The organism is Pseudomonas allii, assembly GCF_055380095.1.
This window is the reverse complement of record NZ_AP039450.1, coordinates 3477456-3501656: the sequence shown is the minus strand read 5'-3', so window position 1 is coordinate 3501656 and position 24201 is coordinate 3477456. Positions and strand designations below refer to the sequence as shown.

Genomic DNA, 24201 nt, shown 5'->3' with positions numbered 1-24201 from the left:
AAGCCAGCGCCTGCAGGGCGAGAATGTTTCAAGATTATACGAGCGGTGGGTTTTCCAGCCGGTGCTTGAGCTGGTCCAGGGCAATCGCCGACAACTCGATCATGCGTTCATGCAGGGTGGCGAGTTGCAGTTCGGTTTCATAGGTCAGCACCCGCTTGAACAGCGTGCCGCCCTGGTGGGGCATGAGGAAGTAATGAATCGAACCATCCACGGCCAGGGACGTAAACACGGTCTTGAACTCGCCAGGGCGCCGGGCGATTTGCACGCGGTAGCTCATGGGTACGCGTACCCCCAGCAGGTCGATCATTTCGGTGAAGCGGGCGCCGGCGGGGAGTGAGCCGGTGGTGCCGGTGTCGGCACCGAGGGACGTGGGATGCCATTCGTGCCAGCGATCCGGCTGGGTCACATAGTCATAAACGGCGTCGATGGGAGCGTGGATAAAACGTTCCTGACTGATCCGCTCCAAGCGGACCGACTGCTCGGCTGCGCGCATGGCACACCTCCTGTGCGTCTTCGAACTGTCAGAATAGTCCCACTCCCGCACATTGCACGGGAGTGTCTCAGCCGTTTATCAGCGCACCTTGAATCGACCCATCAAGGTAATCACCCGACCATTCGCCTCCAGCAGGCTCTGGGTATTGTTTTCGGTGGCGTGGCCGCTCTGCACCAGCTCTTCGACCATTTGTCGGATCTGCACCATGCTGCGGTTGATCTCCTCGGTCACCGCGCTTTGCTGCTCGGCGGCCGTGGCGATCTGGGTGCTGAGGTTGTTGATATGGCTGACGGAGCCGGCCATTTCATCCAGCCCGGTGTTCACCCGCGCCGTGGCGTCCGCCGCCGACTGGCAACTGGCCTGGGTGTTTTCCATGGCCGCCACCGAGGAACTCACGCCTGCCGTCAAGCGCGTGAGCATGTCGTTGATCTGCGAGGTGCTGGCCTGGGTGCGTGCGGCGAGCGCACGCACTTCATCGGCCACCACCGCGAAACCACGGCCTTGCTCGCCGGCCCTTGCCGCTTCGATGGCGGCATTGAGGGCCAGCAGGTTGGTCTGCCCGGCAATTGCGCCGATCACGCCGAGGGTTTCGGTGATGCGCGCGGCGTCCTGGCGCATGTTTTCCACGCTGTGGGTGGCGCTGGAGACTTCGCCAATCAACGCGCTGACGCTGTTGGACGCCTCACCGACGACCACGCGGGAACGGTCGGCATGCTCGTTGGCACGCTGGGTGAATGCGGCGGTTTCGGCGGCGTTTTGCGCCACGGTGTCGGCGGTGGAGCTCATTTCGGTGATGGCGGTCACCGTCTGGTCAGTCTCCGAGGCATGCCGCACCAGGATCTGGTTGGTATGCGCCGAGGTCTGTTGCAACTGCGCCAGGCTCGACGACATGGCGCCGGTGGCCTGGGTCACTTCGCCGATCATGTTTTGCAGGTAGACGATAAAGCGGTTCACCGAATGGCCGATGGCGCCCAGTTCGTCTTCGGCGCGGATGGTGATGCGTCGCGTGAGGTCGGCGTCGCCGGCGGAAAGCGCGTCGATATTGGCCTTCAGCGTCTTCATGCGCTGCACCAGTTGGCGGATCGCATACGCCGCGAGCAGTACCAGCAGCACCACCATCGGGATCTGCAACAGCGCCAGGGTGCCGAGCACGTCATTGCGCTGGGCGGTGATCAGTGACGTGGGCAGGGCGGTGGCGAGGAACCACGGCGTGCCTTCGATGGGGCGCATGTAGAAGGTGCTGGCCACGCCCTGGTTGTCGAATTCACTGCGTTGCAGCGCCTGGTCGCGGTGGGCCAGGGCTTTGCTGACCTGGGCGGCAAACGCCGAGGTGCCGGTGAGTTCGCTGATGTTTTTCAACACCACCGGGCCACTGATGCGCGAGCTGTTGCTGATGATCTTGCCGTCGCCTTCGACGATCAGCATTTGCCCGCCGATGTCTTTCTCTTTACTGGCGACCAAGTCATTGAAGAAGCCCAGGGTCACGTCGATGGTGGCGACGCCATAAGGCACGCCGTCGCGCTGGATGGCCATGGCGCAGTTGGTGCGCGGTTCCTGGCTGGCGTCGTCCTTGTAGGCGGCGGCCCAGGCGCATTGACCGCGAGGCGAGGCGAGGCCGCCCTTGTACCAGCTCTGGTCGTAATAGTTGGGCGCCGGGTCGCTGTTCCAGAAGGTGTTCACGGCCAGCTTGCCTGACGCATCGCGGTGCCAGAACGTACTGTGCTTGTTGCGCCCCGGAGTGCGCTGGTTGGGCAGGGGCCAGATACCGCCGCCGAAGACTTTCAGCTCGCCATACTGGTCGACCAGGCCCGGCAGGACCTTGTCGATGGCATCGCTGTCGAGCAATGGAATGGTCTGGGTGATGCTGCGTTGCTGGGACTGGACCTTGTTGAGTTCGCCCTGGATCTGCTCGGCGACCTCAGCGACACGGTTGAGCACCACCTGTTCTTCGGTGTGCTGCAGCTTGGGCGCGACCAACTGGCCGATACCCACTACGGTCAACACCAATAACACCAGGACGAACAGCACCAGGAACAGGGTATAGCGGGCTTGGATGGAGCGCAGTGGGGGCATGGGGTCGTCCTTACGAAGCGTTTATTATCGACGCGGCTTTGTTAGAGCTTCGTAGGGCTATCGGCCTGGCAGGGTGGAGCTTTAGGTACCATCGTGCAAGAAAAAAACCGCGCCGATGAGCGGCGCGGTGTTTATTCAGATATCCAGCATGGCCATGACGGCCTCGGGGTAGCGCAAGCCAGCGGGCGCTTCGGCGGGGAAGATGGCTTCCAAGGCCGCCAGTTCGCTCGGGCTGAGGCTGACCGACAGCGCGGCGGCATTCTCTTCCAGGTATTTGCGCTGCTTGGTGCCGGGAATCGGAATGATGAAGTCACCCTGCGCCAGCACCCAGGCCAAGGCCAGTTGCCCGGCGCTGATGCCTTTGTCGGCGGCCAGCGCCTGCACCTGTTTGACCAGTTCGAGGTTCTTGGCGAAGTTCTCGCCCTGGAAGCGTGGGCTGAAGCGGCGGTAGTCATCGGCGCCGAAGTCATCCGGGCTTTGCAGGGCACCCGTGAGAAAGCCACGGCCCAGCGGGCTGTAGGGCACAAAGGCGATGCCCAGGCGCTGGCAGGTGGCGAGGCAGCCGTTATGTTCCTGGTCGCGGCTCCACAGCGAGTATTCGCTTTGCAGGGCGCTGATCGGGTGCACCTTGTGGGCACGTTCCAGAGTGGCGGCGGAGGCTTCGCTCAGGCCCAGGTAACGCACCTTGCCCTGGTGCACCAGCTCGGCCATGGCGCCGACGGTTTCTTCGATGGCGACGTCCGGGTCGATGCGGTGCTGGTAGTACAGGTCGAGGGTCTCCACACCGAGCCGTCGCAGGGTGCCGTCGATGGCGTTGCGGATGTATTCAGGGCGGCCGTTCACACCCCGCAGGGAGGGGTTGGCCGGGTCGCGCACGATGCCGAACTTGCTGGCCAGGAACGCCTGGTCGCGCTTGCCGACGATGGCCTTGCCGATCAGTGCTTCGTTGGTGTGCGGGCCATAGATATCGGCGGTGTCGAGTAAATTGATGCCCAGTTCCAACGCGCGGTGCAAGGTGGCGATGGCTTCGCGGGTGTCGCTGCCGGGGGTGTAGAAATCGCTCATACCCATGCAGCCGAGGCCGATGGCTGAGACGAGTGGACCGTGTGTACCGAGTTGGCGGGTATGCATGGGTGTTGCTCCTTGGGTGGGAAGGCCTGCATTGTCACGCTCGACAAAACCTGGATAAACCGGCTAAAAGCACTAACACTATTCGTAATATCCAAATAATCAGCGCGAGGAACCGCCCCTTGGACCGTTTCAACGCGATGCGCGTGTTCACCCGGATCGTCGAGCTGCGCGGCTTTGCCAAGGCCGCCGACAGCCTGCAACTGCCCCGCGCCTCGGTGACGGTGTTGATCAAGCAGTTGGAGGCGCACCTGGGCGTGCAACTGTTGCAACGCACCACGCGGCAAGTCAGCCCGACGCTGGATGGCGCGGCGTACTACCAGCGCTGTGTGCAGTTGCTGTCGGACCTTGAGGAAACCGAGGCGGTGTTTTCAACGAGCCGCCAGAACCCGCGCGGCACTTTGTGCGTGGACATGCCGTCGGGCATCGGGCGCTTGATCGTGATCCCGGCATTGCCGACATTCACGGCCCGCTACCCCCAGATCGAACTGGAGATCAGTCTGAACGACCGCCCGGTGGACTTGATCCGTGAAGGTGTGGATTGCGTGCTGCGCGGTGGTTTGGCCCTGGATGAATCGCTGGTGGCACGGCCTCTGGCGATGATGGATCAACTGACGTTGGCGAGCCCGGTATATCTGGCGCGCCGGGGCGTTCCGGCATCGTTGGAGGACCTGGCCAACCATCAGATGGTCGAGTACGTCTCCAGCGTCACGGGCAAACGGTTTGGCCTGGAGTTTGAAATCGACGGCCAATTGCGCACGGTCAACCTGTCAAAAAGCTTGGCGGTGAACAGTTCCGATGGCTACTTCGCGGCCTGTGAAGCCGGGTTCGGCTTGATCCAGGCGCCGGCTTACCACGCGATGCGCCAATTGGCCGAGGGCACCCTGGTGCAGGTATTGCCCAGCCTGGCGGTGCCGACAATGGCCCTGTCGGCGCTGTATCCGCCGCACCGCCAACTGTCCCAGCGCGTACGCGTATTTGTCGACTGGCTGGTCGAACTCTGCGCCCGGCCCGACACCGGTCTGCAGCGCTAGGCCTGAGCCTTGCGATACGCCCCAGGCTGTTGCCCGGTAACCTTGTGAAACGCCCGGGTAAACGCCGCCACCGACTGATACCCCACGGCCAGCGACACATCCGCCACCGTCTGGTCCTGCTTGAACAGCTGGCAGGCATGGCGCATGCGCATCATCAGCAACACTTGGCCCGGCGACTGCCCGCACAGTTCATTGAAGCGTTTGAAAAACGCCGAGCGCGACAGCCCGGTACAGGCGGCCATGCTCTCCAGGGTCCAGGCGTCGGCGGGACGGGCGATCAACTGCTCCAGCAGATTGGCGAACGCCGGTTGCCGGGCCAGCGCCGCCAGGCCGCCGAGTTCACGGTTGTCCAGCACCTGTTGGCGCAGGACATACAGGAACAGCAGGTGGCACAGCCGTTCAAGCAGTGCCGAAGAGGGCGCCGGCACGCGCTCGCACTCGTGCAGGATCAGCTCGAACAGGTTGCGCGCAGCGGTCAGCGAAGGGTCGCCTGCGCGCAGGATGATCCAGGCGGGCAGGCTGTCGACGATCATCGCCGACAGGCCGGACTGAAAGTGGAAGAAGCCGCAGACCAGGCCGACGCCGTCGTGGGCGGCGCTGTTCAGGGGCACCATCGGTACACGGGGGCATTCCTGGGCGCTGGCGGCGGTGGGCTCACCGGACAGGCGATATTCCAGGTCGCGCAACAGGAACACCGCGTCGCCGTTATCCAGCCGATGCGGCGTGGCGTCGCCGTCGATATGCAGCCAGCACTGGCCCTGCACAATCAGGTGGAAACTGGCGCTCGCCAGGCCGTGGGTGCTGGCATGCCAGTCCCCGCAGTAGCGGCCGACATGAAACAGGCTGGTTTCGAGTTCGAGGCTGTCTAATAACCAATCGACAAGTGCACTGGACGAATTCATCTAATGGAAAGACTCAAGAGCAAGTAATCGCTACTTTAGACTATTGAGACGATTTTTTATAACCAACAGACTGGATACACGAACCCATCAGGAGACTCCTCCATGTCCCGTGTACCCTTGCTCACCCCTGAAACCGCGCCGGAAGCGGCCAAGCCCTTCCTGGAAAACGCGCTGAAAGGCTCGGGTTTCATCCCCAACCTGCTGGCGGTACTGGCCAACGCCCCGGCGGCGCTGGAGACCTACATCACCGTGTCCGGGCTGAATGCCAAGGCCGAACTCAGCCTGGCCGATCGCGAAGTGGTGCAACTGATCGCCGCCACCACCCACGGCTGCGATTTCTGTGTGGCCGGCCATACTGCCGTGGCACGCAACAAGGTCAAATTGCCGGAAGAAGTCATCGACGCCCTGCGCCAACGCGGCGAACTGCCGAATGCCCGCTATGAAACACTGGCTGCGTTTACCCGTGAAGTGATCGCCACCCGTGGCGATGTCAGCGATGCCGGTTTTGAGGCGTTCCTGGCCGCCGGTTATACCCAGGGCCAGGCGCTGGAAGTTATTTTGGGCGTGAGCCTGGCAACCCTGTGCAACTTCGCTAACGTGTTTGCGCGCACCCCGTTGAACCCGGAGCTGGCGCAATACCGCTGGGAAAAACCCGCAAGCTGAAGATGGCCCACCCGCTGTGAAAAGGAGAAACATGAATGCTTGACCCAATCTTGAGCCGTTGGCTCGATGTTCAAGCGCAGGCCCTGGACGTGGGCAGTTGCGATCCACAGGAAGTGCTGCCACGGCTGGCAGAGGCCAATGTATTGCGTATCGGCGTGCCGGCTCAACTCGGTGGCCTGGGTGGGGATGTGGCGGGTGCGGTGGAGGCCATCGCCAATGTTGCCAGCCACTCCCTGGCGGCGGCGTTTGTGTGCTGGGGCCAGCGTTCGTTTATCGAATATTTGCTGCAAAGCCCGAATGCACAGCTGCGTGAGCGACTGTTGCCGGACCTGCTCAGCGGCAAGTTGGCGGGGGCCACGGGGCTGTCCAACGCGATGAAGTTCTTGTCCGGTATCGAGGCCTTGCAGATTAGCGCCGAGCCCACCGACAACGGCTGGACCCTCAACGGTCGGCTGCATTGGGTGACCAACCTGCGCAAAAGCGGTTTTGTCGCTGCGGCTGCCATCGAGCACGCCGGGGGTGGTGCGCCGTTTATCCTGGCGATTCCGGATTCGGTGGCTGGCCTGCAGCGCTCCCGCGACCTGGAACTGTTGGGGTTGCAGTCCAGCAATACCGCGGCCCTGGGGCTGGAAGGCGTGGAGTTGAGTCCCGATTGGTTGCTGCATGAGGATGCACGCAAGTTCTTGCCGGCGGTGCGCCCGGCGTTCCTGGGCTTGCAGTGCGGCATGTCCATCGGGTTGGCCCGGCGTTCCCTGGCGGAAGTGGCCAACCATTTGGGCGCGACCCGTACGGTGTTGCGCGAAGAACTGGAGACGCTGCGCGGGACCTTGGACCACCTGCTCACTGACCTGAAGAACGGCCTGTTGGCCGGGCGTTTTGCGGCCGAGCCGGCAGCGTTGTTCAAGCTGCGCATCGCCCTGGCCGAAACGGCTGCCAGCGCCGTGCAACTGGAGTTGCAGGCCAGTGGCGGCAAGGCCTACCTCACCGCCCACGGCAGTGGGTTTGCGCGACGCTGGCGTGAGTCGGCGTTTGTGCCGATCGTGACCCCGAGCCTGGTGCAGTTGCGTACCGAGTTGCAGCGCCAGGCCAACCTATGACGAACACCGTATTGGACGCCCGGGGGATTTGCCTGGGGTATGCCGGCGGGCCGGTGTTGCAGGGCTTTGACCTGCAACTGCAGCCCGGTGAAGTGGTGTCGATCCTCGGCCCCAGCGGGGTGGGCAAGTCCAGCCTGCTGCGGGTACTCGCCGGTTTGCAGGCGCCCCAGGGCGGCAGTGTGCGGGTGCTCGGCGAGCCCGTGGACGGGCCTCATCCGCGTGTGGCGGTCGCCTTCCAGGACCCCAGCCTGCTGCCCTGGCTGAGCCTGGAAAAGAACGTCGCCTTCGGCCTGGATTTCGCCCGTCAACCCCACTTGAGCGTTGAGCAACGCCGCCAGCGTGTCGACCACGCCATCGCCGCCGTCGGCCTGGAGCATGCGCGCCAGCACTTCCCGGCGCAGCTTTCCGGCGGCATGGCCCAGCGTACGGCACTGGCCCGTTGCCTGGCGCGCCAGCCCCAAGTGCTGTTGCTGGATGAGCCCTTCGGTGCCCTCGACGAGGTGACCCGCGCCGACATGCAACACCTGCTGCTCAAGGTCAACCGCGAGCAAGGTTCGGCGGCCGTGCTGATCACCCATGACATCGACGAAGCGCTATTGCTGTCGGACCGCATTCTGCTACTGGGCAACCGCCCGGCGCGGACCCTGGGCGAGTGGCTGATCGACCTGCCGCAACCACGCGAAGAACAGGTGGAAGCCATCGGCGCGCTGCGCATCGACATCCTTAAAACCCTACGGCAGGCGAGCCGCCCCCAACCCAACCCCCTTGACCTGCTGGAGCCTGCCCATGTGCCTGGATGACCTGACCCACTCACGTCGCGACTTTCTCAAACTCTCCGCCGTACTCAGTGCCGCCGGTGCCTTGCCGCTGCTGAGCAGTCTGCAGGCGCGCGCCGCCAGCGAGCCGGACGCCCCCGTACGCATCGGTTACCTGCCGATCACCGACGCCACGCCGTTGCTGGTGGCGCATAACAATGGCCTGTTCGAAGCCGAAGGCATCAAGGCCGAGCGCCCGGCGCTGCTGCGCAGTTGGGCACAGGTGATCGAGGCGTTCATCTCGGGCCAGGTCAACGTGATTCACTTGCTGTCGCCAATGACCGTATGGGCACGCTATGGCAGCAAGGTGCCGGCCAAAGTGGTGGCGTGGAACCATGTGGGCGGCTCGGGCTTGACCGTGGCGCCGGGCATCACTGACGTGAAGCAACTGGGCGGCAAGTCAGTGGCGATTCCGTTCTGGTATTCGATCCATAACGTGGTGGTGCAGCAGCTGTTCCGTGACAACGGCCTCACGCCGGTGGCGCGTGCGGCGGGCAGTGCAATCGCGGCCAATGAGGTCAACCTGATCGTATTGCCACCGTCGGACATGCCACCGGCCCTGGCCAGCCAGCGCATCGAGGGCTACATCGTCGCCGAGCCGTTCAACGCCCTGGCGGAAAACCTCAAGGTCGGTCGCGTGCAGCGCTTCACCGGCGACGTGTGGCGCAACCATGCATGTTGCGTGGTGTTCATGCACGAGCACGACCTGACCAACCGCCCGGAGTGGTCGCAAAAGGTGGTGAATGCCATCGTCAAGGCTCAGGTCTGGACTCGCGACAACCGCGAAGAAGCCGTAAAACTGCTGTCCAAGGACGGTCCGAACCGCTACACCCCACACGCCGAGCCGGTGTTGAGCAAGGTGCTGGCCCCGGCCGCCGCCGACCGTGCGGCCTACCTGGCGGACGGCGCGATCCAGCACGCCAAGTGGGATGAACACCGCATCGACTTCCAACCCTACCCATTCCCCAGCTACACCGAGGAACTGGTGCGCCGGCTGAAGGACACGTTGATTGAGGGCGACAAGAAATTCCTCGCCGACCTGGCCCCGGCGTTTGTCGCCAAGGACCTGGTGGACGACCGCTTCGTGCGCAACGCCATCGAGTCCGTGGGCGGCATGAAGACCTTTGGTTTGCCTGATGGCTTTGAGCGGCATGAGGAGATTGGCGTTTGAACAAACGTGAAATCCCGGGCTGGTTGCTCGGGTTGAATGGCTTGGCGGGCTTGCTGTTGCTCTGGTGGCTGGGGGTGAAAGTGTTTGGCGCGGCGGACGGCTTGTCGGCACGCTTTTCCCTGGCCGCCACGGCCGCCAGCCTGTGGGAGTTGCTCGGGCGCGGGGAGTTGTATCTGCATATCGCCGTGAGCCTCAAGCGTATCTTCGTCGGGTTGTTCCTGGCCTTGCTGGTGGGCGTGCCGTTGGGGCTGCTGGTGGGCAGTTCGCGCAACCTGGAGGCGGCGACCACGCCGGCGTTCCAGTTCCTGCGCATGATCTCGCCGCTGTCGTGGATGCCCATCGTGGTGATGCTGATGGGGGTAGGCGACCAGCCGATCTATTTCCTGCTGGCCTTTGCCGCCGTGTGGCCGATCATGCTGAATACCGCCGCCGGGGTGCGTCAGCTCGACCCGCGCTGGTTGCAGTTGAGCGCCAGTTTGAGCGCGACCCGCTGGGAAACCTTGCGCCGGGTGATCATTCCCGGCGTGGTCGGGCATGTGCTGACGGGTGTGCGACTGGCCATCGGCATTTTGTGGATCGTGCTGGTTCCCTGCGAGATGCTGGGGGTCAGTGCGGGGCTTGGGTATTACATCCTCGATACCCGTGATCGGCTGGCTTATTCGGAGCTGATGGCGATGGTGGTGTTGATCGGCTTGCTGGGCTTTGCGCTGGATGCATTGGCGCGCTGGCTGCATCAGCGCTGGGTGCATGCAGGCTGACAGGGCAAACAACGGCCCGGATACATCCTCGGGCCGTTGATTGTGAGAGGGCAGCGAATAAGATCAGGGCTCTACATAAATCTGCAGATCACCCGGAACGCCTCCGGAGCCTACCGGTTTTGCAGGGTCTTGAGGCCGGCCGATTACGCGGGTGCCGATCTGCCCTTTGGCGCCTTTTTTGTTAAACACACCGATGCCCATGCTGCCTGTCAACTCAGCCAGGCCTGGTACGTTTTCGGAGGTGTTCATATGGGAACTCCCCACCAGTGCGACCCACTTGTCAGTTCCTGAATTCGCCTGGATGGTTTCCGAGGCGTAGTAGTTGAACTCTCTGAGGCGACGTTGCGAACGTTCTCCCGTTGTCGTGGGCCCATCTGCACCGCGAAGGTCTTTGTGGCGCGTGAGGTAGTAGTGATCAATGGGCATGACTTCTATGCCATTGGCCTCAAGCTTTTCGCGTAGTTCCTTGAACGTCGGATCAGTTCGAAGCGTTCTGCCGTCCCCCAGGTAACCTACACCGTCATCGTGCAGGCCGTGCGGCATATCGATAAGCGCTTCGAAATACACTTTCTTAACGCCTTGGTCCTTTAACGTTTCCACGTTATCGAAAAGCACCTTGAAACTGGCCATCTGTTTATGCGACTCCCCCAAGACGATGCCATTAGAGGTCTTGAACGCCGCTTCAAGCAGTTCTGGCGCGCTGATGGGTTCAGGCACTGATGGGATAACAGGGCGCGGCGGTAGCCCTGTCTGGGCCAGGGCGTCATAGGAGGCGTTCATTTCTTCGTTGAACTTGTTCAGTGTGGCTGCCTTGGTATCCGGCTTGAAATGGTCAGGCTCCAACTTGCCTTTCAAGCTTTCAACGTAGTCGCCCTCGGGGAGTGGTTTCCTGATGCGAACCGGACGAGCGTCAGTATTCAAGGGGTTGTATCGATGGCGACTGCTGGATTGCCTGGGGGAGTGTGTTTTTGGAGAGGCAGGGCTCAAGGTTTCCAGCGCGTTGAAACTCTTCAATGGAGGGCCGTAAGGCCTCCTTGTGACCGGGTCATAGGCATACCGTTGGCCATTATGAATGACGCTGCTGGTCTCCAGGGTTTGCTCCCCAACCTTCAAGGCTCCCCAGGTGACATCACCGTAAGGCGGGGGAGTCAAGCCTGCTGCGATCCTGGCTTTGGTCATGCCTTTGCTGGCGAGGCGGGTGCCTCCCAGCAACAAATCGCCTGCCCCATTCAATGGGTTGAACTCACTGATAACGGTAGTCCCGACGATTTTCGAGCATTGCAACGCCTTCTTGGTCATGCAGATGGCCTTGGAACTGACCTTGGCCACTTTCGCTGCGGCCCCTGCACCGGCAGTGACAAAACTGAAGACGTCCATGAACAGGTCTATAGCGCCATCGGTGTAATTGCCCTCCTGAAAGTTGCGAATGGCTGATCTGAAGGGAATCAAATCCAGGAAAAAGTTGGTCAAGGCCCATTCGGCATCCATCTGCTTGTCGAAGCTGGTGGCGCCCTTGGCCTGCTTGATCACGTCACGACTATCAATCTGAAGGTGTTTCACAAAGGTATCTGCAATAGCCTGGGTTCGCGCGCTTGTGAAGGTGGAGGGGGTAGGCAGCGGTGATCCGGCTTTTGTGTTCTGGTTGAAGTCGGCGTTCGCAACGGGTGTGAATTTGTTGATTGGATAGACCCGATTGGCATCGCGCTCACGCTCGCGGGTCAGCACGCTATTACTGACCGCAGTGATGGCGTGTTTGCTCAGGTCCAGCTCATACGTGGTGGTGCCATTCGCACCTGTGGCCTTGACGTAGAGCTTTTCATTTTTTTGCTCGAGGGTTCTGTCGGTAAACCCGAGGCCCAGGCGGTAGGTATCGAGCTGATAGAACTCAAGCTTCCCGTACTCGAAGTTCTGCCTGTCCGCCAGTGGCAACTTGGCGATCATATGTTTGATCGCCACACCAATGCCTTTTTTCTTGTCGCTGATGGCCTGGGTCAGTTGGCTGTTGAATTCGGCATTGACTCCCAGGTCGAGCGACTTGTTTTTCAGCGCGGCATTGATGCGCGGGTCTTGGCTCACCCATTCGTAGTTGTGCAGCCCACTCATTGCGATGTCCAACAGCGACATCATGCCGGCAGGGGCCCGATTCGGGTCGTAGAGCGGCTGGATGGAAGGTTGCTTGGTGTCATGGACCTTCAGCAGCCTTTCTTCGAACGGAACATTTTCGCCAAACCGCTCCTTGAGGCGGGCGAGGGCGATATCCCGGCGGCTGGGCATTTCGGATTGAATCAGGCTGGCGGCTTCTATCTTCTCAGTGGCCTGTTGATTGAACGCATTTCTAGCCACCTCGATGTCGGCGTCGTTGTAACGACCGGCCTGCTCCGGAGAAAGAATGCCATTGACCAACCCCCATACCCGCAGGGCAGCGATCTGCGCGCGTTGGGTGGCCTGAGGATTGCCAAGGGCGGCAGTTTCACCTTCGGTCATGACCTGTTTGAAGGTCATGTTTTGCACTTTTCCCGGTGTCTGGGCGTTTATCGCTGCTGCGTAGATGTAAGCGCTGACCCAGGTAGCGTCGCCGTACACCACCGTGCTGGGCATGTCTTTAACCGAAAGTTCGAGCGCTTTTCCTGGCAGCAAGACGTGTGCAGCCACCTTGGCCATCTCGGGGGAGATACCTTTGGACACGCTCATGTGGGTGTAAAAAGAGTCCCGGAGCATCGACAAAGGCTTGCCCCAATGGGCTTTGGCGAACCAATCAAAACCAGCCACTTTATTGGGGGCGGGCTCGGTCAAGTATTCCGGGTCCAACTGCAGGATAATTGCCGCCATGAGGTAGTCGTTGGCGCTTTCGGGGGTGTCAACGCCATTCATTTTCTGCTGCAGAGCTTTGCCCATCAATTGCCCCTGGGCAGAACCGATCAGGGTTTCCAGGGCTCGGGTGGGATCATTCAGGATGCCCTCGGGGAGTGGTGCCTGATAGCGCAAAAACTCCAATACCCCCCCCTTGGTTTGCATGACCAAGGGCTTGTCCCCGAGATGATGTTCGTGGCTCATGGCAATCAAACGCAGGCGCCGTTGATCATCTGTGCTCAAGGGGATCGGCCAGCTCAAGGCCCCACCAAAATTGCCCAGGGGGTGTTCGAGGGTTCTGTCGTTCAGGGCATTGGCCAGGGCGGTCAAGGTAGAGCTACTGTGCGGTATTTGGAGACCGTTGGAGACGATGTAGTTCTCACAGGTGGTGCTGCTGCCTGCCTCCTCAAAGGAAGATGAGCCAGGCGCGATTTCCATCGTTGTGGACTTGAGCGCCGCGAGGACAGCCTGCGGGGTGACCGCTTCACCCAGTTGCGCAGCCAACTCATTGAGTTTGCGTGCCAGGGTTCTGAAGTTCTGCTGGTCTGCGAGCTGTTGCTTGAAGTCTCCACTCTCCGGGCTTTTGCCCGTTTGTGGCTGGAAAGTGGGGCCTGCTGCCGAATCGAGGTTTGCGCTGGCAGTGTCATGGAGGGCTGATAGAGATCGGCCGTTAGGGCGCGGCGGTTGATGCGTGTATGACTGCTGAGGCGAGCGAGTATTCAGATGGGTCATTGTTGGGTACCTATTCAGACGTACTGAGAATAAGCGCCTGTCAACGGGAGGTTCCCTTTTCCCATGGCGCACCGCTGTGTGCTGAAAACGCCCGTTCGCGTTCCGGCTGCAGGTACCAGGGTTTGTAAGATCAGATGTAGGCGGGGAGTAGGCGGGGCGGTCAAGTGCAGTCAGTTCCGTGCCGACGACAACGTCAGCATTGCACTGTAAGGGAATATTTTCCGCTGACTTGGGGGCTGGGTGTATCGACGCGCGTGCCAGACGAGCCAAAGCTTTTCATCGCCTGTAATATGGGCGCCTATTGCTCCCGATCCACACCCGTCTACAGGACCCTCCAATGACCCAAAAGCAGCGTTTGAAATATTCGATTCTGATTGCCCTGGCCGTATTGGCAACGATGTTTGGCCTGTCCTACTTGCAGAACACCGGGGTCATCAGTGAGAAGACATTCCAGACCATCGCCATTGCTGTCGCAGTGGTCGTGGTGGTGATCAACGGCATCATGCGTCGCAAGGTCAAGCTTTAAAGGCGATCAGGCGCGGCCTTCGAGTACCTTGGCAGCCTCTTCGTGGAGGCTGTAGCTTTTGTCCGCATTGAGGGTGATCACACCCTCGCTGCACAGGCGCTTGAGCACCTCGCGCACGCTGAGAAACGACAACGGAATGCCCAGCTCCAGCAAATGGCTGTGCACGCCGCGCACGCCTAGGGTGCGTTGGTTGTCGGCAGCGGTGAGCAGGGCGTCGATGACCTTCAGCCGGATCAGGCTGGTACGCAAGCCAAAACACTTGAGCAGATGGCGGATACGCTGGTTGCCTTGCTGTTCGGGCGTTTTGCCGAACGCTTGCGGGCCGCTGCCGAAACTGGCCTCGGCCGCTGGTGAATGTCCATCCGTGGGCACTTGCGGGTTGTACATGCAAAAACTCCTTATCAGAGCCTGATCAGGAAAAATGAGCGCTCTTAGTGGATAAGACGAACGAGCGAGCGAAATCATGAAGTGTCGGATGTAGAAATTTCGTCGGTATCGGTTTTGTGACATCCCCATCGCCTTAAATAAACCACCCCACGCGTTAAATTATTCCCGGTGATTTGCGTTCTTACGGTGGGGTTATTGCCCGTTGTGAGGCGGTTAAATCTGACGGTGGAGTCTGCGTGATTATTTCCAATGGGTTGTCCAGGGTATGTGTGGCCGGGGTGTTACTGGGGTTGAGCCTGGGCGCCTGCGCGCGGGAGCCGGTGACGCAAGCATCGGCGGACATCCGCCGTACCAGTTACGGCGTGCCGCATATCCGCGCCAACGATGAGCGTGGCCTGGGCTTCGGCATTGGCTACGCCTACGCCCAGGACAACCTGTGCCTGCTGGCCAATGAAGTGGTCACCGTAAATGGCCAGCGCGCCCGCTTCTTCGGCCCCGAACAGGCGACCCTGGAAGAGCGCAACAACCTGGCCAGTGACCTGTTCTTTGCCTGGCTCAATACGCCGGACGCGGTCGCTGCGTTCTGGAAGGCGCAGAGCCCGCAGATCCAGCAGCGTATTGAAGGTTATGTGGCCGGCTACAACCGTTATCTGAAAGAGCAGGGCGCGCCTGCACAGTGTCAGGCGGCGTGGGTACGGCCGCTGGTGGCTGAGGACCTGGTCAAGCTGACCCGCAGGCTGTTGGTCGAAGGCGGTGTGGGCCAATTCGCCGAAGCCCTGGTGGGTGCGGCGCCGCCTCAGGCAACGGCCAACGTTGCGACCCGCGCCAAGGCCTTTGAAATGGCTGCCATGAACCAACAGCGCTTCGCCTTCGATCGCGGCAGTAACGCTGTGGCAGTAGGCCGTGACCGCTCGTTCAACGGGCGCGGCATGTTGCTGGCCAACCCGCACTTCCCATGGGTGGGCGGCATGCGGTTTTACGAGATGCACCTGACCATCCCCGGCCAGCTGGATGTGATGGGCGCTGCGCTGCCGGGCCTGCCGGTGATCAATATCGGCTTCAACCAGCATGTGGCCTGGACCCACACCGTGGACACGTCCAAGCACTTCACCCTGTACCGCCTGACCCTGGACCCCAACGACTCCACGCGCTACCTGCTCGACGGCAAATCGGTCGCCCTGGATAAAACCACGGTGACGGTGCAGGTCAAACAAGCTGACGGCAGCCTCAAGGACCAATCGCACACAGTCTATAGCTCGCAATTTGGCCCGGTGGTGCAGTGGCCGGGCAAGCTCGATTGGGACAGTCACTACGCCTTCAGCTTGCGCGACGCCAACCTCGGCAACGACCGCGTGCTGCAACAGTGGTACGCGATGAACCGCGCCGGCAGCCTCGACCAACTGAAAACCTCGGTGCACACCCTGCAAGGCATCCCGTGGGTCAACACCCTCGCCGCCGATGACCAGGGCCAGAGCCTGTACATGAACCTGTCGGTGGTGCCCAACGTCAGCACAGCCAAACTGGCGCAGTGCAGCGACCCCCGCGCCGGCTTGCAGATGATCATGCTCGACGGCGCCCACAGCGCCTGCGCCTGGGACGTTGACTCGCGCGCCGCCCAGGCCGGCATCTTCCCGGCCGAGCAACTGCCGCAATTGCAACGCACCGACTACGTGCAGCACTCCAACGACTCGGCATGGCTGGCCAACCCCAAGGCGCCGCTCACCGGTTTTTCCCCGGTGATCAGCCAGGACCACATCGGCCTGGGTCCGCGTGCGCGTTTCGCCTTGCAACGTCTGCAATCGCTGGCTAAACCGATCAGCGTCAGCGACCTGCACAACATGGTGATGGACAACGAGGTGTACCTGGCCGGCCAAGTCATGCCCGACCTGCTCCAGTTCTGCGCCAAACACCTCGGCACCGACGCCACCGCCTTGCAACCCCTGTGCACCAGCCTGAAAACCTGGGACCAGCGCGCCAACCTCGACAGCGGCCTTGGCCTGGTGCACTTCATCAACCTGGCGCAGCACCTGCAGCAGATCCCCGACGCCTGGCGCGTGGCCTTCGACCCGGCCCACCCCCTCACCACGCCACGTGGCCTGGCCATCGACCGCGCCGACGTCGCCAAAGCCCTGCGCGAAGCCATGCTGGCCTCCACCGCCAACGTCGCCAAACGCGGCCTGACCGCCAACAGCACCTGGGGTGACATCCAAGTCTCCGGGCAAACCCCGATTCACGGCGGCCCGCAGGAACTCGGCATCTACAACGCCATGCAAACCGTGCCCCGCGCCGACGGCAAGCGCGAAGTGGTCAGCGGCACCAGCTACCTGCAAATCGTCACCTTCGACGACCACGGCCCCCATGCCCAAGGCATCCTCGCGTTCTCCGAGTCCAGCAACCCGGCTTCCCCACACGCCAAGGACCAGACCCAAGCCTTCTCCCAAAAACAACTGCGCCCGCTGCCCTTCACCGACGCCCAGATCAAGGCCGACCCGCAGTACCAACAGCTGCGCATCAAGGAGTAGGGCAGGCCCGCAACCCCTTGATGCCAATACGAAATATTTTTGAAATCAAGGGGTTGCACGCCTAGGCAAATACGTACATAATGGCGCCCATCGAACGCAATGAAGCATTAAAAACTTCAATGTATTCAAAGAGTTAGAGTAGAGGCAGGGTTATACAGCCCACTCAAGTTTTTATGCGGTGAGTGTCAGCAGTCGGGACATTGATCGTTTGAGGCCGAGTAGCAAAATGGTTATGCAGCGGATTGCAAATCCGCCTACGCCGGTTCGATTCCGACCTCGGCCTCCACTCTTGAAAACCCCGTAGATTAACGTCTACGGGGTTTTTTATTGCCTGGGCGAAAGTACGGGCGTGCCGATGAAGGTTTTTGCAGGCCCGTCCCGCAGGCGTAGAAAAGCCCGCAATTGCGGGCCTCTTGCACACGACTTTGCGGCTTATTTAAACAGCCCACCGATTGCATTGATCGCATCCGCTGCCTTGTTCACGTTTTGTTGGTGCTGCGGGTTGGTATCCACTTGGGCCTGGGTGTTGTAACTGGTGTTACTGCAGCTTTTGTTTGTCTGGGTCAGCGCAGCTTGATAGGCGGTTGCGCGCAAGGTATCGCCTTTGGCATTGGCTGCATTGATGTTCGCCTGCAGGTCGCGGACCTGTTGCTGGCAGGAGGAGGCGTTATTGGAGTAATTGGTGGTGTTGTTTGCACCACCCAGAGCAGAGGACAGAGCCCCTGTCAGGGCACTCAAGTCAGCGGCTTGTGCGGATAGGGCGATCATACTGAACAGGGCGGCGGATGGAGCGAGCTTGGAAAGACGCATGGCAAACCTCAATGTTTTATTGTCTGCACGCGCGTGGCTCCCGAGCTGGTGCAGAGCAATATCCGTATAAAGGTGTGTGCTCGGTTGCGGCAAAATATTATTTGGTCAAATTTTGAGCTTCAATATTCAGTGCCAAGAAATGTGAATTCTTTCACGTTGTTCGTCGGCTGCGCGCCATTGGGGTATGCCTCCTGTGATTACAGGATTTCAGACCTGGCGATGCGCTGGTCTTTCACCTCACCGGCATACGCGTGAAGCCTTTCCTGTTGCGCTGCCAGCAACGCGCAGATTTTCATCAGCGCCAGCGCCTCATCCGGCGTGCGACCGCTGGCGGCCAAAGCGGTCAACTCAACCACCGACCACCCGATCACAGCGGCCGCATCCTCCAGGTCGTAGAACAATTCCTGCTGTGCCGTTCTGGGGCCGTCGAGCCCCTGGATCAGTTCTTTCATTTATTGCCCCTCCCGCTTCAGGTCAAACTCCATGATATCCATCCCGATCTCCGCCAGATCGGTCTTGAATGGAATTTCTCCCATCAAACGCCTGATGTGTCACAACGTCCAGCCCAGCCCCAATGCCTTGTGCAGCGAAGCAAAATCCTTGAGCAGTTCCGCATCCCCGGAAATCCGGCTCTCCTGCGCCTGATACCGCGTGCGCTCCGCATCCAGCCAGTCCAGGGTGCTGGCAGTGCCGGCACGGTAGCGTTGGCGGGTCAGGTCTGCCGCACGTACTGCAGAGGATTCCACACTGCGCAACAGCACCACGTTCTGGCGTTGATGGCCGTAGCGCGCCAGGGCCACATCGGCGTCGCGCAGCGCACTCAGTACGACACTTTTGTACTGTGCGAGGGCTTCGTCGCGACCGGCTTCGGCGCCTTTGACGCTGGCGGCCACGCGGCCGAAGTCCAGCGCGTTCCAGGTCAGGCGCGGCAGGATCAGCCAGGTGCCGTTGTCTTTGCGGGCGAGGTGGCCGGGGTCGCCGGCGGAGAACGACAGGTCGCCCATCAGGCTGAGCTTGGGAAACCAGTCGGCGGTTTTCTCGCCGATCTGTGCGTTGCTGGAGGCCAGTTTGCGTTCGGCGACACGGATGTCAGGGCGGGCCTTGAGCAGGGCGGCGGGGTCTGCCACGGGCACCACGCCGGGGATGGCGGGCAGGGCTTTGGCGGTGGCGAGGCGGCCATCCAGTTCGCCGGGCTCCTGGCCGCAGAGCAGGCCGAGTTGATCCAGGGATTCAACGATGGCGGCTTGCAACGGCAGGCGTTGGGCCTGGGTGTTTTCTGCCTGGGTGAGGACCTGTTCCAGTTGCAGCTGTGAGGCCACGCCACGGCTGCGACGTTGCTGGGTCAGGTCGAGGGCCTGGTGTTCGATGTCGACGCTGGCGTCGACCAGGGCCAGGCGTGCCTGTTGGTCGCGCAGGTCGGTGTAGGCCTGCACCACTTCGGCGGCGAGTTGCACCTGGGCGTCCGCCAGTTGCGCCTGGGCAGCGTCGGCCTCCGCCTGCGCCGCTTCGACTGCACGGCGCGTGCCGCCGAACAGGTCGGCCTCCCAACTGGCATCGAAGCCGGCCAGGTAGAGCGTCAACGGCCCGCGACCGCCACCGCCGCCACCCAGGGCGGAGGTGCCGGGTGAGCGCAGTTTGAGCATTGCCGCATCGCCGGTGATCTTGGGCATGGCGTCGGCCCGTGCACCGCTGAGGCTGGCGCGGGACTGTTTCAGGCGGGCCTGGGCGGTGGCGATGTCGGGGCTGTTGTTCAGCGCCATCTCGACCAGTTCATTGAGTTGCGGGTCATTCAACGTTCGCCACCACTGCGCCACGGCCGGTGCGCTGGGCGCTTTGTGGTCGGCGTGGGGCAGGTGCCCGGCGGCCAGGGTTTTCGGCGCGGCGTCGGGGGCGCCCGAGTAGTCCGGGCCCACGGTGCAGGCTGATAGCAGTCCGAGGGTCAGGAGCAAGGGGAACGAGCGAGCAATCATGGCTGTACCGTGCGCTTTTTAAGGATGAAGATCAGGGGCAGGCACGCCAGCATTGCGAGTCCCAATACGTAGAACGAGTCGTTGTAGGCCATCACCGAGGCTTGGCGGGCGATGTCATTGGCCAGTTGGGCCATGGCTTGCAACGAGGCGCTGGAGGCGTCGCCGGTTTGTGCCAGGTAGCTGGCGGTGTTACTGGCCATGTGGTCCTGGGTCAATTGGCTGTTGGCCAGGATGCCTTCGCGCAGCCGGTCGTCATGGAAGTGGCTGCGCCGGTCCATCAATACGCCGAGCAGCGCCAGGCCGATGGTGCCGCCGAGGTTGCGTGACATGTTGTAGAGCCCGGCCGCATCACCGGCATCCTTGGTCTCGACCGAACGCATGGACAATTGGCTGAGGGGCATCATCACCAGGATCTGCCCGAAGCCACGCAGCAACTGCGACCACACAAAGTCATGGCCGACGCTGTCGGCGGTCAACAGGGTGTCTACAAAGCAACTGGCCCAGTACAGCAGCAGGCCCGCGCCGACCATCCAGCGCAGGTCGTAGCGCCCGAGCATTCGCGGCAGGACCGGCATCAGCAAAAACGCCGGAATCCCCGACAGCAGCATGATCGCGCCGGATTGCTGCGCGTTATAGCCGGACAGTATCCCGAGAAATTGCGGCACCAGATAGGCCGTGCCATACAGGCCCGCGCCCACCGCCGTACCGATCAGCAGCACGCTGCCAAAGCTTTTGTTGAGCACCAGTGGCAGGCGCAGGATCGGCGTACTGGAGCGCAATTGCCCCACGGCAATCAGGAAAAACCCGGTGACCGTGGCAATGCTCAGCCACACGATCAGCAGCGAGTCGAACCAGTGTTCGCGCTGGCCTTCCTCAAGCACCACGGTCAGCGAACTCAAGCCCATGGCCAGCCCCAGAATGCCCAGCCAGTCAGCGCTGATAAAGCGCTGCAGGTTCATGCGTTCGCTGGGCAGGCCGGTGATCAGCAAGGTGATCAGCGCGATGCTGATGGGCAGGTTGAGAAAGAAGCACCAGCGCCAGTTGATGTTCTCTGTCAGCCAGCCGCCGATCACCGGGCCGAGCAATGGACCGAGGATCACGGTCATGCCGAACATCGTGGTGCCGATGGCCAATTGGTGGGGCGGCAGGCGCGTGCGCACGATGGTCTGCGCGGTCGGGATCATCGCGCCGCCGGCGAAGCCCTGGCCGATACGCCCGGCGATCATCGCGCCAAGGCTGGTGGACAGGCCGCAGAACATCGAGAACAGGGTGAAGGTGAGTGCGGTGCCGATCAGGAACCGGCGCAGGCCGAAGACCCGGGTCAGCCACGCGGCGAGCGGGATCATCACGATCTCCGACATCAGGTAGCCGGTGGCAATCCAGGTGCCTTCGGTGCCGGTGGCGCCGATCTGGCCCTGAATCTGCGGCAACGCCGAGTTGGTAATCGACACATCCAGGGTTGCCAGCAAGGCGCCGAGTGCGCCGGCGGCGACGGCGATCCAGTCGGTCAGCGAGGCGTTGCGCGGTTTCTCCGCGGTCACCCCGGCCATGCTCGCCTCAGCCATGGTTGGCGTCTGCGGCGTGGGTGCGGGTGTCGACTTCCACCGTGGCCGACAGGCCCGGCATCAGTGCGGTGCGCAGGTCGTCCGGCACGTCCAGGGCAATGCGCACCGGTACGCGCTGCACGATCTTGGTGAAGTTGCCGGTGGCATTCGACGGCGGCAGCAAGGCGAATTGCGCACCGGTGCCGGGGGCGAGGCTGTCGATATGGCCTTGCAGGTCGCGGCCGGGCAGGGCGTCGACGTGCACGGTGACGGTTTGGCCGGGACGCATGCCACCGATCTGGGTTTCCTTGTAGTTGGCGGTGAGGTAGATCGCGCTGATCGGCACCACCGTCAACAAGCGCGTGCCGGGTTGCACGTACTGGCCCACGCGTACGCCACGGTCGGCCACGCGACCGTCCAGCGGGCTGCGGATGACTGCGTCGTCCACGTCCAATTGGCGTTGCGCTTCGCTGGCCTTGGCCACGCCCAGTTGCGCCTGGGCCTGCTTGAGCTGGGCCTGCAGCGTACCGTAGCGGGTCTGGCTGGAACGCAGCGCCGCCTGCTTGGCCGCCACGGTGCTGCGGGCCTGTGCCAGTTGGTTGTTCAGTTGGGCCAGGCGTTCTTCCGGTTCGGCGCCGGAGCGGGCCAGTGGCGCGTAGCGGGCGACTTCGATCTGCGCATGCCGCGCATCGGCTTCGGCACCCTGCAATTGGGCGCGGGCTTCGGCGATGGTCGAGTCCTGTTGCACCAGGTCGGCCTGGGCCTTGGCGAAGTCGGCATTGCGTGCGGCGATGGTCGCCGAGGCTTCATCGCTCACGGCCTGGTACTTGCGCGCATCCAGGCGCACCAGCACGTCACCACGCTTGACGTTCTGGTTGTCGTTCACCAGCACGTCGGCCACATAGCCGTTGATCTTTGGCGCCACGCTGATGCTGTCGGCTTGCAAATAGGCGTCGTCGGTGGTCTCGATAAACCGCCCGGTGATCCACCACCAGGCGCCCCACGACACGCCCGCCAACAAGGCTACGCCGGCCACGCTGAGCAGGATGCGCCGGGCCTTGCCGCGTTGACCGTTGACGGTTTCTTCAGGCATGACCTGAGGGGAGGGAGGTGCAGCCGACATCGAGGTCACTCCAGATTTATAACAGGTGGAATAAATTCCTTTTTTCGCGAATTTTTGTCAACTGGTATATTTTGGTCCGGTATTCGAAGGGAGCTGCATATGGCACGACACAAACCTGCCGCCGAGGGTGGTTACCAGCGCGGCGAAGAAACCCGCGCACGCATCATCGAGGCCGCCGTCGAGGTGTTTGGCGCGCGTGGCTACGATGGCGCGTCCACGCGTGATATCGCCACGGCTGCCGGCGTCAACGCGCCTGCGATCCAGTACTACTTCGATGGCAAGGAAGGCGTGTACCTGGCGTGCGTCGAGCACTTGATCACGCTGCTGTGGCACAAGATGTCGCCGTCGGTGGAGGCGGCGGAAAGCGTGCTGGCCGATGCCGATTCCGGCGACAACGCGCTGATCGACGCCTCGCTGGGCATCCTGGGCACCGTGGTTTCAACCATCCAGGACAGCCCGCAAACCACGGCATGGCGCGCGTTCATGGATCGCCACCAGGCTGGGTTGTGCCCGCAAAGCGCGACGATGGCTTTCGAGGAGCGTTTCAAGGCGCGTATTGCGCGGGTCATCCGCCAACTGATCGCGCGCGTGGCGGGCCTGGCGCTGGAGGATGAGCGCACCGTGATCCATTCCATGGCGCTGTTTACCCAGGGCCTGGCCTTCCGCATCCAGAAGCCCAAGCTGCTGGAAGCATTGAAGTGGAGCGAAGTGAACCAGAAGGAGATGGAATTGGTGCGGGAGGTGGTGCTGATGCAGGCGCGGTTTACCCTGGAAGGGCTGGCCCGGCACCGGGACCAGCACGCCTTCCGTTAATCGGCGGTTGCCGCCTACTTGCCGCCTGTCACATCCAGAAAGGTCCCGGTGATGAATGACGCTTCCTTACCGGCCAGCCACAGGATGGCGCGCGCCACCTCTTCGGGCTCGCCACCACGGCCCATGGGAATGCTGTCCTTGACCCGGTCCACGCGACCTGGCTCGCCGCCGCTGGCGTGCATGTCGGTGTAGATATGCCCAGGCCGTACGCAGTTGACGCGTATACCTTCACGGGCGACTTCCTTGGATAAGCCGGTGGTGAATGTCTCCAGAGCGCCCTTGGAGGCCGCGTAATCGACATACTCGTTGGGGCTGCCCAGCCGGGCGGAGGCCGAGGACACGTTGATTACACTGCCACCCGTGCCGTTGTGGCGCAGCGACATGCGTTTCACCGCGTGCTGCGCGCACAGCATCGGGCCGATGGCGTTGATCGCGAAGACGCGCTGCATGCGGGCGAAGTCGAGGTCTTCAAAGCGCGACTGCAGGGCAATGATCGCGGCGTTATTGACCAGTACGTCGATACGGCCAAACGTCTGGTCAATGCCAGCGAACAGCTGCGCGACCTGTTCAGGGTCCGCACTGTCGGCGCGGATGGCCAGGGCGCGCCGCCCCAACGCTTGCACATCCGCCACCACGCCGAGCGCGGCCGCCTCGTTGCTGACGTAGCTGATGGCGACATCGTAGCCTTGCGCCGCCGCAAGCCGTGCGGTTGCCGCGCCGACACCGCGGCTGCCGCCGGTGATCAGAATCAGTGGGGTTGCAGAGACCTTGTCCATTGCTTGAACCTCCT

General features: G+C 62.1%; 21 protein-coding genes and 1 tRNA gene. 10 read left to right on the top strand and 12 right to left on the bottom strand.

Annotated elements, in window-relative coordinates; genetic code table 11:
• Nucleotides 1-34 precede the first annotated feature (34 nt).
• From ACZ445_RS15690 to ACZ445_RS15680, 3 genes are all read right to left on the bottom strand, one after another.
• Nucleotides 35-493 carry an SRPBCC family protein gene (locus ACZ445_RS15690; RefSeq protein ID WP_058426720.1) on the bottom strand — a complete coding sequence of 153 codons (459 nt, stop codon included), beginning with the start codon at nucleotides 491-493 and terminating at the stop codon, nucleotides 35-37.
• 78 nt (nucleotides 494-571) lie between these two features.
• The gene (locus ACZ445_RS15685) at nucleotides 572-2566 is read right to left on the bottom strand and encodes a methyl-accepting chemotaxis protein (protein WP_310863014.1); all 1995 of its coding nucleotides are present in this window, start codon (nucleotides 2564-2566) and stop codon (nucleotides 572-574) included.
• Between the two features lie 135 nt (nucleotides 2567-2701).
• Nucleotides 2702-3697 (bottom strand): aldo/keto reductase, encoded by a 996-nt coding sequence (locus tag ACZ445_RS15680; RefSeq protein ID WP_058426719.1) that lies wholly within the window; start codon nucleotides 3695-3697, stop codon nucleotides 2702-2704.
• A gap of 119 nt (nucleotides 3698-3816) precedes the next feature.
• Between ACZ445_RS15680 and ACZ445_RS15675 the strand changes: the two genes are divergently transcribed.
• A complete protein-coding gene (locus ACZ445_RS15675) occupies nucleotides 3817-4728 on the top strand; it encodes a LysR family transcriptional regulator (RefSeq protein ID WP_058426718.1) in 912 nt (303 codons plus the stop codon).
• On the opposite strand, the gene ACZ445_RS15670 is transcribed toward ACZ445_RS15675, so the two are convergent.
• Nucleotides 4725-5630, bottom strand: a complete 906-nt coding sequence (locus ACZ445_RS15670; RefSeq protein ID WP_464707235.1) for an AraC family transcriptional regulator — start codon at nucleotides 5628-5630, stop codon at nucleotides 4725-4727. The two genes, ACZ445_RS15675 and ACZ445_RS15670, sit on opposite strands and share 4 nt — an antisense overlap.
• Nucleotides 5631-5732: 102 nt before the next feature.
• Here ACZ445_RS15670 and ACZ445_RS15665 point away from each other — a divergent pair, with 102 nt between their 5' ends.
• From ACZ445_RS15665 to ACZ445_RS15645, 5 genes are read left to right on the top strand one after another with little or no spacing between them, the layout of a single operon-like run.
• Nucleotides 5733-6293, top strand: a complete 561-nt coding sequence (locus ACZ445_RS15665) for a carboxymuconolactone decarboxylase family protein (protein ID WP_464707234.1) — start codon at nucleotides 5733-5735, stop codon at nucleotides 6291-6293.
• A gap of 35 nt (nucleotides 6294-6328) precedes the next feature.
• Nucleotides 6329-7390: an acyl-CoA dehydrogenase family protein gene (locus ACZ445_RS15660; RefSeq protein WP_464707233.1), complete on the top strand. Its 1062-nt coding sequence runs from the start codon at nucleotides 6329-6331 to the stop codon at nucleotides 7388-7390.
• Nucleotides 7387-8190: an ABC transporter ATP-binding protein gene (locus tag ACZ445_RS15655; RefSeq protein WP_058426714.1), complete on the top strand. Its 804-nt coding sequence runs from the start codon at nucleotides 7387-7389 to the stop codon at nucleotides 8188-8190. The genes ACZ445_RS15660 and ACZ445_RS15655 overlap by 4 nt, the downstream gene beginning before the upstream one ends.
• Nucleotides 8177-9376, top strand: coding sequence for an ABC transporter substrate-binding protein (locus ACZ445_RS15650; RefSeq protein WP_464707232.1), 1200 nt, complete (start codon nucleotides 8177-8179; stop codon nucleotides 9374-9376). Before ACZ445_RS15655 ends, ACZ445_RS15650 begins: the two co-directional genes overlap by 14 nt.
• Before the next feature lie 11 nt (nucleotides 9377-9387).
• Nucleotides 9388-10134: an ABC transporter permease subunit gene (locus tag ACZ445_RS15645; RefSeq protein ID WP_179028793.1), complete on the top strand. Its 747-nt coding sequence runs from the start codon at nucleotides 9388-9390 to the stop codon at nucleotides 10132-10134.
• A 63-nt stretch (nucleotides 10135-10197) separates the two neighbouring features.
• Here the strand turns inward: ACZ445_RS15645 and ACZ445_RS15640 are convergent, their stop codons facing one another.
• Nucleotides 10198-13716, bottom strand: coding sequence for a membrane-targeted effector domain-containing toxin (locus ACZ445_RS15640; RefSeq protein ID WP_058426711.1), 3519 nt, complete (start codon nucleotides 13714-13716; stop codon nucleotides 10198-10200).
• Between the two features lie 337 nt (nucleotides 13717-14053).
• Here ACZ445_RS15640 and ACZ445_RS15635 point away from each other — a divergent pair, with 337 nt between their 5' ends.
• Complete coding sequence (locus tag ACZ445_RS15635; protein WP_010210250.1) at nucleotides 14054-14242, top strand: hypothetical protein; 189 nt, start codon at nucleotides 14054-14056, stop codon at nucleotides 14240-14242.
• Nucleotides 14243-14248: 6 nt separating this feature from the next.
• Here ACZ445_RS15635 and ACZ445_RS15630 read toward each other — a convergent pair whose 3' ends face one another.
• Nucleotides 14249-14629 carry a hypothetical protein gene (locus ACZ445_RS15630; protein WP_058426710.1) on the bottom strand — a complete coding sequence of 127 codons (381 nt, stop codon included), beginning with the start codon at nucleotides 14627-14629 and terminating at the stop codon, nucleotides 14249-14251.
• Nucleotides 14630-14865: 236 nt separating this feature from the next.
• Here ACZ445_RS15630 and pvdQ point away from each other — a divergent pair, with 236 nt between their 5' ends.
• Together pvdQ and ACZ445_RS15620 are read left to right on the top strand one after the other, a co-directional pair.
• Nucleotides 14866-17151, top strand: coding sequence for a bifunctional acylase PvdQ (gene pvdQ, locus ACZ445_RS15625; protein WP_464703661.1), 2286 nt, complete (start codon nucleotides 14866-14868; stop codon nucleotides 17149-17151).
• A 212-nt stretch (nucleotides 17152-17363) separates the two neighbouring features.
• A tRNA-Cys gene (locus ACZ445_RS15620) sits at nucleotides 17364-17437 on the top strand.
• Between the two features lie 146 nt (nucleotides 17438-17583).
• Here ACZ445_RS15620 and ACZ445_RS15615 read toward each other — a convergent pair.
• From ACZ445_RS15615 to ACZ445_RS15595, 5 genes are all read right to left on the bottom strand, one after another.
• A complete protein-coding gene (locus ACZ445_RS15615) occupies nucleotides 17584-17961 on the bottom strand; it encodes a DUF1090 family protein (RefSeq protein WP_179028784.1) in 378 nt (125 codons plus the stop codon).
• A 197-nt stretch (nucleotides 17962-18158) separates the two neighbouring features.
• On the bottom strand, nucleotides 18159-18413 hold the full coding sequence (locus ACZ445_RS15610; protein WP_078048589.1) for a hypothetical protein: 255 nt from the start codon (nucleotides 18411-18413) through the stop codon (nucleotides 18159-18161).
• A gap of 99 nt (nucleotides 18414-18512) precedes the next feature.
• Nucleotides 18513-19931 (bottom strand): efflux transporter outer membrane subunit, encoded by a 1419-nt coding sequence (locus ACZ445_RS15605; protein ID WP_464707231.1) that lies wholly within the window; start codon nucleotides 19929-19931, stop codon nucleotides 18513-18515.
• Entirely contained in the window at nucleotides 19928-21496 is a 1569-nt protein-coding gene (locus ACZ445_RS15600) for a DHA2 family efflux MFS transporter permease subunit (RefSeq protein ID WP_081049331.1), read from the bottom strand. Before ACZ445_RS15600 ends, ACZ445_RS15605 begins: the two co-directional genes overlap by 4 nt.
• The gene (locus tag ACZ445_RS15595; protein ID WP_464707230.1) at nucleotides 21489-22598 is read right to left on the bottom strand and encodes an HlyD family secretion protein; all 1110 of its coding nucleotides are present in this window, start codon (nucleotides 22596-22598) and stop codon (nucleotides 21489-21491) included. The genes ACZ445_RS15600 and ACZ445_RS15595 overlap by 8 nt, the downstream gene beginning before the upstream one ends.
• A gap of 99 nt (nucleotides 22599-22697) precedes the next feature.
• Here ACZ445_RS15595 and ACZ445_RS15590 point away from each other — a divergent pair, with 99 nt between their 5' ends.
• Nucleotides 22698-23411, top strand: a complete 714-nt coding sequence (locus tag ACZ445_RS15590) for a CerR family C-terminal domain-containing protein (RefSeq protein ID WP_058426702.1) — start codon at nucleotides 22698-22700, stop codon at nucleotides 23409-23411.
• Between the two features lie 14 nt (nucleotides 23412-23425).
• Here the strand turns inward: ACZ445_RS15590 and ACZ445_RS15585 are convergent, their stop codons facing one another.
• Nucleotides 23426-24187 (bottom strand): SDR family oxidoreductase, encoded by a 762-nt coding sequence (locus tag ACZ445_RS15585; protein WP_464707229.1) that lies wholly within the window; start codon nucleotides 24185-24187, stop codon nucleotides 23426-23428.
• Nucleotides 24188-24201: the final 14 nt, after the last annotated feature.